The following is a 1,647-nucleotide window of genomic DNA, read 5'->3' as shown; positions in this document are numbered from 1 at the left end:
GTAATCTTGCCACTATTGACACGAATGATGGTTCTGGCCATATCCGCAATATTTTGGTTGTGCGTCACCATGATCAAGGTAAAGCCTATCTTTTCTTTCAGTTTCCAGATATAGTCGAGAATCTTGCGCCCTGTTTCTTCATCCAGGGCTCCCGTCGGCTCATCTAAGAAGAGAATCTCTGGCTTTTTGGCCAAGGCCCTGGCAATAGAGACTCTCTGCTGTTCCCCACCAGACAATTCACTCGGATACTTGTCCAGCTTATCGCCAAGTCCCAAATCCTTGGTGATCTGCAAAAAATCATGATTGTTTGCTAGGTCAGCTCCCATCTTTACATTTTGTCTAACCGTTAGATTCGGCAATAGATAATACTGCTGGAAAATAAAGGCAATCTTCTCACGTCTAAAAGTTGTCAATTGAGCATCCGTGAGTTGTGATAAATCTTGTCCTTGAATGAGGATTTGCCCTTCGTCTACCTTTTCTAATCCTGATAACACATTTAAGAGAGTTGATTTCCCCGATCCAGAAGGACCGAGGATAACCACATCATCCTGGTCTTGAATCTGCAAATCAATCCCCTTTAAAACCTTGGTTTGGCCGTAACTTTTGTGCACATTTTCTAGTTGAATCATTTCTTTCCTACCATTTCTTTGATGAGAGATTGACAAACCTCTGTCAGTAATCCAATCACTTCTTCCATGCTGAACTGGTAAATACCAGAAGCAACCATAGAGGCCATCCCATGCGAGTAGATAAATAGATGCTGGTACAAGCAACTAGCCTCCTCTACAGTCAAAGGATAGTCTGCGACGATCGAATCCAGAACCAATTGGTAACTATGATCCTTCATGGGAAGAAAATCTTGAAAGCGACGAATCGGATCTTTGCTAGGATTTTGGAAAAGCAATTGAAAAAGTTGGGGCTCTTTTGAGGCGAAAAGGATATAAGCAACCCCGACAGATCGAAAAGGCTTTTCATCTTCTAAGGCCTTGCGAATATACTCCACCACCACCATCTCCGCAGCACCAATAACCTCTGCTTGTAACTCAGACATATTAGCAAATTGTCCAAAAATCACTCTCGGTGTGGCTCCTAGTTTCTCCGCTAATGCTCTAGCCGTCAAACTAGCCATTCCCTCTTCTCTCACCAATTGTAAAGCTGTCCCAATGATAGCCTCTTTACTAAATTTAACCTTGGGTGGCATTAGACTCCTTTCGCGCAACATCCGTTGCGCAACACATGTTGCCTAAAAGATATCATAAAAAGGAAAGGATTGTCAAGAAAAAACTGAAGACCACAAAACAAAAAACCAGACTACCGATAAGAGTGGAATCTGGTTTGATAACAAGATTCTAAGGCAAATCATTTCCTGCAGCCAAGTAGATTTGGTACCATTCCTTGCGGGTCAAATTCACCTCTGCTGCTTTCCCTGCTTCAAGGACATGCTGTGGCTTGGTCGTTCCGATGACCGCCTGCATCTTACCAGGATAGCGAAGGACCCATGCAAGGGCAATAGCTGTCGGTGTGACCTGGTATTTTTTCGCCAAGTCATTGAGGACATGATTGAGGGCCGCAAACTCTTCCTTGCCCACAAAATTCCCCTTGAAATAGCCATGCTGGAGGACAGACCAGGCTTGAATCACCGTATCA

General features: G+C 43.8%; 3 protein-coding genes. All 3 read right to left on the bottom strand.

The window, feature by feature from the left end; genetic code table 11:
• Positions 1-629, bottom strand: a 629-nt coding sequence (locus SPADD19_RS02240) for an ABC transporter ATP-binding protein (RefSeq protein ID WP_061455257.1), incomplete at its 3' end; no start/stop codon positions are given.
• On the bottom strand, positions 626-1,201 hold the full coding sequence (locus SPADD19_RS02235; RefSeq protein ID WP_061455090.1) for a TetR/AcrR family transcriptional regulator: 576 nt from the start codon (positions 1,199-1,201) through the stop codon (positions 626-628). The genes SPADD19_RS02235 and SPADD19_RS02240, both read right to left, overlap by 4 nt.
• Positions 1,202-1,349: 148 nt before the next feature.
• A partial coding sequence (locus SPADD19_RS02230; protein WP_241496417.1) for an aldo/keto reductase occupies positions 1,350-1,647 on the bottom strand: 298 nt, incomplete at its 5' end.

Source organism: Streptococcus parasanguinis, from assembly GCF_001578955.1.
Lineage (GTDB): Bacteria > Bacillota > Bacilli > Lactobacillales > Streptococcaceae > Streptococcus > Streptococcus parasanguinis_U.
The sequence above is the reverse complement of the archived record's forward strand: the minus strand, read 5'-3'. Positions and strand labels throughout refer to the sequence as shown.